At 53.4% G+C, this 6,024-nt stretch carries 4 protein-coding genes and 1 pseudogene; 1 reads left to right on the top strand and 4 read right to left on the bottom strand.

Features of this window, described 5'->3' with window-relative positions; genetic code table 11:
- Nucleotides 1-255, top strand: a pseudogene (locus AC1D17_RS27335) (MurR/RpiR family transcriptional regulator); the annotation flags it as partial.
- A gap of 341 nt (nt 256-596) precedes the next feature.
- Here the strand turns inward: AC1D17_RS27335 and AC1D17_RS27330 are convergent.
- The 4 genes from AC1D17_RS27330 to AC1D17_RS27315 form a co-directional block, all read right to left on the bottom strand.
- Nucleotides 597-2,369, bottom strand: coding sequence for an ABC transporter permease subunit (locus tag AC1D17_RS27330; protein ID WP_477568390.1), 1,773 nt, complete (start codon nt 2,367-2,369; stop codon nt 597-599).
- Nucleotides 2,370-2,386: 17 nt separating this feature from the next.
- Nucleotides 2,387-3,481 carry an ABC transporter ATP-binding protein gene (locus AC1D17_RS27325; RefSeq protein WP_477568389.1) on the bottom strand — a complete coding sequence of 365 codons (1,095 nt, stop codon included), beginning with the start codon at nt 3,479-3,481 and terminating at the stop codon, nt 2,387-2,389.
- A 145-nt stretch (nt 3,482-3,626) separates the two neighbouring features.
- Nucleotides 3,627-4,730, bottom strand: a complete 1,104-nt coding sequence (locus AC1D17_RS27320) for an ABC transporter substrate-binding protein (RefSeq protein WP_477568388.1) — start codon at nt 4,728-4,730, stop codon at nt 3,627-3,629.
- Between the two features lie 685 nt (nt 4,731-5,415).
- A partial coding sequence (locus AC1D17_RS27315) for a CocE/NonD family hydrolase (RefSeq protein WP_477568387.1) occupies nt 5,416-6,024 on the bottom strand: 609 nt, incomplete at its 5' end.

Below are 6,024 nucleotides of genomic sequence, written 5' to 3'. Positions count from 1 at the left end.
GGAATGGGCGTCGTTGCGATCACAGACAGCGAGGTTTCGCCCCTGGTGACGATCGCGGAGCACGCGGTTCTTTTCCCGACGGATAGCCACACCTTTTTCCACACACTGACACCGGCCTTGGCAATTTCGGAGGTGCTTTGCGGACTGCTGGCAAGTCATGACCGTGAGGCCGCGCTTGAAGAGCTTAAACGCGTCGATAGCTATCTATCATCGATGAACACATACGCTGCGTCCATCCCTCGTCGGAAAATTTAAACAAACGAGTGGAGGACCGTAAGTCGATCCCTGAAGAGGTTCGCCCTAGACTGACCTTCCGAGGCTTGCTCAAATAAGACTTCCGAGGAGGACGGAGATACGCACTCACGAAGAAACCATCCAGGGTTGGTTTCGAACGCCTTTCTCTAAATACGGACGTGTCAGATAAAATAATGCGTCCAGGACCCGCCCGGATCAGCCCATGAGACCTGGCCACTGCTGGTAAGTTCAGTATTTGTCGCTGAGACTGTTCAACGAACCAGAAGTAACCGGTCCCATTCTTACAATGGGACCGGTAGTTTCGCTTTCGCATTCAGACTGATCCTACTGGGAGTGGACCCTTAAGTCGGATTCATGGCAGGCTTCCGCAAGGTGCCCTGGGTTCGCCACAAGGTAAAATAGAGAACTACCAGCCAAACAATGGGCAGAAGCGTCAGCAATGATCCCACAGCAGCGATCGTTGGATCAACCTGCTGCTTCAGGTTTTCCAGCATCTTCAATGGCAAGGTCGGGATTGCATAGCCGCCGACAAACGAGGTTACGATAACTTCATCGAAGGAARCAAGGAATGCGAACACGGCACCGCCAATTATGCCAGAGCGTATCAGGGGCAGTGTCACTCGCATGAAGGTCTGAGTAGGTCCGGCACGCATGCTCATGGCCGCCTGTTCTAACGTCCGGTCGAATCCGGAGAGAGTGGCCATTACAATTACGACGACATAACCGATGGCACCAATTGTATGACCCAAGATGATGCCGGTACTTGTCCCAATCAATCCAAGTTTTGCTAACCCGAGATAGACCGCTACGCCGACGACAATAACTGGAATGGTGATGGGCGTCAGGATGACCATTGTCAGGCTTGAACGCAGGCCGGACGAGCAGCGGCTGAGCCCAAAAGCAGCCATAGTGCCGATGATGGTAGATAAACCACTAACTATCAAACCAAATTGGAAGCTGTTCCATGCAGCTGCTATCCAGGAAGGGTCGGAAAAGAAAGAATAATACCACCTGAGAGAAACTTCTCGGGGAGGAAACTCAAGGAACTCTCCCGAATTAAACGAGATTATGATGACGATCACGCCGGGCAAAAGCAGGTAGAACATCACAATRGCAATGAATATTGCTCCGACAATTTTCCACAAGGAAGTGTGATGTTGAGTTTGATAGAGCTTCGCTGTCCAGCGCCGTGCCCGGCGCGGCAAGACAAACTCGTTAAGATATCGAATTGCTCTGGTTAATACCCGCAGTCGGTCTGGGCGTAGCTTTACTTCGGGCGATCCCGCTTGGCTGTGCGCACCGGCAAGGTTGACACCTACCGCTGACAGAACCACGACTGTGATTGCCAACAATATGAAGGAAGCGGCAGCTGTGGGCGCTAGATCCAAAGAGGTCGTGAGCTGCGAATTGATGAGGGCTGAGAGCATCGTATCGCCCAAGCCGCCAAGCGCTTGCGGCGTGATGTAGAAACCGAGACAAACAACAAAGACCAGTATGCAACCACTTCGAATTCCCGGGATACTCAGTGGAAAGTACACGCGCAAAAAGGCGGTGAAAGGCTTGGCGCCCATGCTACGGGCCGCCGCCATCAACGAGCTGTCAATGCTCATCATGACACTAATTATTGGTAAGATCATCATCGGCAGCATGATGTGGACCATACCGACATAGACGGCAAAACGATTGTAAATAAGTGGCAGCGGACGCTCGATAAGACCAACATTTAGCAACAGGCTGTTGATCAGGCCATTGTCTCCAAGAACAACTGTCCATGCGTATGTGCGAACCAGAGCGCTTGTTAGCCAAGTCAGGAAGACCAGCACCATAAGGACCGGTCGTGCTCTGCCCGAAACTGCAATTAGGTAGGCCGTCGGGTAGCCGACAACCAAACAGATCGCCGTGGCTATCGCGCTTATTTCGAGGGTCAGCAACAGAATCGCGATGTATGATCGCTGTTCGAAAAATCCCACATAATTGACGAGCGAAAGCGCAGGCGCATTCAGGCTAGTTAAAAATAGAAGGATTAAGGGTATGCCGAATACAGCCAATAGGACGCCCAAGGCGGGCATCGTAAGCAGGATTGGCATAGAGCTCATTTTTTGAATCGTCTTCATCAATGCCGTCCTCCTCGTTAGGCAGCGACAAACCGAATGTCGGACCGAAGCCAGTCAAGGCGAACCTCATCGCCGGAACGGAAAACCTCCTGTCCCGAGGCTACATGTTCGCGTGCAATCAGCACCGCGTTCCCCACGCGTATTCGGTATTTCCTCARCGGTCCCGCATAGATCATATCTTCGACGGTCCCGGAAATAGATTGTCTTTGGTCCGCATCCTCGCGTCTCGCCGCCGAACGCGCGTTGACGCTAATGCGCTCAGGTCGCAGCATCGCAACCATCTCAGAAGACGGCACGACGTCGGATTCGATTTTGAACGCCGCATTTTCCAGGATATTGGCCTCACCCAAAAAGTTCGCGATGAAGCGCGTTTTCGGCCGGTCGTATAAGGCTTCCGGTGTATCGATCTGATCGATTTGACCGGCTCGCATAACGACGATGCGGTCGGACAAGGTGAGTGCTTCCTCCTGGTCGTGGGTAACACAAATTGTAGTTTTTCCAAATTCCTTGTGTAGGTCCTTGATCTCAACTTGCATTTGCTCACGTAGGTTGCGGTCGAGCGCGCCGAGCGGTTCGTCCAGCAGCAAGACTGGTGGATCGGCAATAAGGGCGCGCGCGAGAGCCACGCGTTGTTGCTGACCTCCACTCAACTGCGATGGCAGGCGGCTACCGAACTCATCTAGATGAACGCGTGCAAGCATCCGGTTGACACGTGCTGCTCTCTCGGCAGCCTTAATTCCGCGCATTTCAAGCGGGAACTCCAAGTTGCGGCGTACCGTCAGGTGCGGGAACAGAGCGTAACTCTGGAATACGATACCCTGGTCGCGACGATATGAGGGCACGTCTGAGACGGATTTTCCGGCTATCAGAATGTCGCCGCGGCTGGGTGCCGTGAAACCTGCAAGCAGCATCAACGCTGTTGTTTTTCCGGAGCCACTGGGACCAAGAATAGTCAAGAACTCACCGCGGGAAACGGAAAGGGAAATGTCTTTAACTGCTGCAACGGCACCATACATCTTCGTGACGTTGCAGAATTCGATTTCGATGGGAACTGGAGATGCCTCCAACACTTTATCCTCGGCAGGCAGGTGACTTTTCAGTTTCAAGTTCATTGCGATACTCCGCCAGGACCACACGCCAACCAGACGCGCGGGCCTGGAAAGAAAGGGTCGTTTAGTAAAGTGGCGCCTCCAGTCAGCGAGGCCGCAAACGTAGCCGAGAGGACTAGCGCCACCGATGCTAGTGAAACGTTGAGGATTACTGAAGAATCCATTCATTCCAACGCTGAGCGAGTCGCTCCTTGTTAGACTTGCCGTCCGGCCCTACCTCAACGTACCATTTCGCATTCAGAGGGAAACTCGAGGCTGTATACTCCGGATGTGAAGCAAGCTTCCGAGCAACATCGTCGGGTATCGTGTTGTAGGCGTTTTTGTTGGTCGGACCCTGCCCAATCAATTTAGCAAAAGCAGCCTGCCGGTCAGCCCGCCCTGTCAACTCGATAAATTTTTGGGCGTGTTGCGAGTTAGGGCTGCCCTTCGGAATGCACCAGTAATCGGTCATCAGCTTTGCCTGGTTCCGATTGATTTCAATCGGCCCCCCTTCATCGATAAGTGAGATTATCCGGCCATCGTAGGCTTGCACCACATCTGCGATATTGTCCCGCATAATCTGCAAGACCTCGGAACCACTCGTCCACCATTTGCGGATATGGGGCTTGATCTTGTCCAAGCTAGCAAAAACACGATCTATATCCAGGGGATAAAGCTTGTCCATGGGAACTCCGTCGGCCAAGAGAGCCTCCTCCCAAGGTCCGACTCCACCGTCGCCGGTGGTTAGCGAGCGAACACCAGGAAATTTTTCAACATCCCAAAACTCGGCCCATGTTGTCGGCCGCGATTTCCCAGAAGGGAACTTCTTAGTGTTCCACGCCATGTTCATTGAGTAGACATACGAGGCAAAGCCGTTTGTGTGTTTAGCGTACTCTGCTACTGCCTCCAGTTCCTCCTTTTTCCAGATGGAATAGTCAATTTCTTCAAGGAAGCCCTTAGCAGTAAGGGGATCCACATTGGTCTGCCCGAGGTTGACGACGTCGGTTGAAACGTTCTTTGTGTCCACCATCATCGCGATCTGCGTCGATGAGAAGTCTRCCACAACAGGAATAACTTTAACGCCTGTCTCAGCTTCGAACGGCTTTACATAAGCCTCCATCACCGCGTCGCCCCAATTGCCGCCGCTCATATTGACTTTTAACTCACCCGCTGATGCTGCCCCAGCGTCACCAGCCGTGGAAGACAGCGCACCTACTGCGATCAACGACGATGTCGCTTGCATGAAGTGCCTACGATTTATCAGAATGCTCATATTCGTTCTCCCTCTATTACCCTTGCTCATTGGGAAGGGTTTCCAATTGCATCGCTGTCGGGAAACCACGACGGTCACGCCAAGGGTCACAGAGTGACGCAGTAAGCCAGCATCTGCTTTGCGCCGACCAGCTGCTTCGCGACGCCATAGCTTTTGCAGCAGGCACCGGGTTCCTCAAAGTGAAGCGCCCGACTGGTCGCTTCATCGAATGCCTAGCGCAATGCGGCACTAATTGCAACAAATGTTTTATAACTCGCGATGTGAGCCAAGCGTCTTATTGTGAGTTCCGGTGAATTTCAGCCTCTCCTCCGGGACACGGTGTACCGAATAGGAGAAATGGGACGTCTCGTTTTTGCGGATAGCAATGGAGGAGCAGCCTGATTAATCAAGGGCAACATTCAAGGGCATGTGCTCTATCCCAGATCACCTGAGCTGGCATAAACACCGCGGTGCCGGCAGTTTGGGCTGCCTGGTTCCAAAGCCAAATGAGCGGCGATCCAGCTTATCAACCGGCCCATTCCGGCGAACACAGAACGACCGGGAATAACTCCGCTGTTAACGGCGGTCACGCCGATAAGCTTGCGTCGTGACCGCCGGATTCAACTCTTCCCTCCGGATCCGGGGGCATTATTGGAATGCTTGATAACGCCATGAAGACGCCGGGCCAAAGAGTTCCAGATGCCACTCACCGTTCAATAATAGGTAAGTCGATGTAGCAGCCGGCGTGATGGAACTTCAGGAACGGCGGTGGTCCGTCCTCGGGAACATTGGCGAATGTACCCTTGACACTGCCGGCGAGAACCAGTCTCAGACTATAACCCGCTGGAATGAGAGCCGAGATCGGTTGCAAGGTGAATGACAGGATCGCAGACCTACCAGGGGTGAGCGGTTCAGCGTCCTCACTCAAATAGCTATGCTGCGGTCCCAGCACGCTGAGGGGAGAGTCTGTCCATACCTTGCGGTGGCGAGCACGCAGATTACCCTCCGTAATATRGCAGGACATCCCGTCCGGCCTCACAGCCTCGAGATACACAAAAAAGGCGCCATCCTCGCGTGTCGAGGTGATGTCCAATTGGACAACAGGATGTCCGGTGACCTCAAGCTCCCGCGTCAGCGGCTCACTCGTGTAGACGAGGCGCGCCGCGTCGAACTCTCTCCGGTCTCCATAATCGACCTTATCCATGAATTCCAATGCGCCACCATTTGTTTCCCACCGGTTTGAGATCACATCCGCGAGTTCGGGATCGACCTGCAGCGTTTCTAATCCAGTCTTGTCGGTCGATGAGCTTAGGAG

It is taken from the genome of Pararhizobium sp. P1_E7 (genome assembly GCF_056405855.1).
Note: the sequence above shows the minus strand (reverse complement) of the source record. Positions and strands in the feature narration are given on the sequence as shown.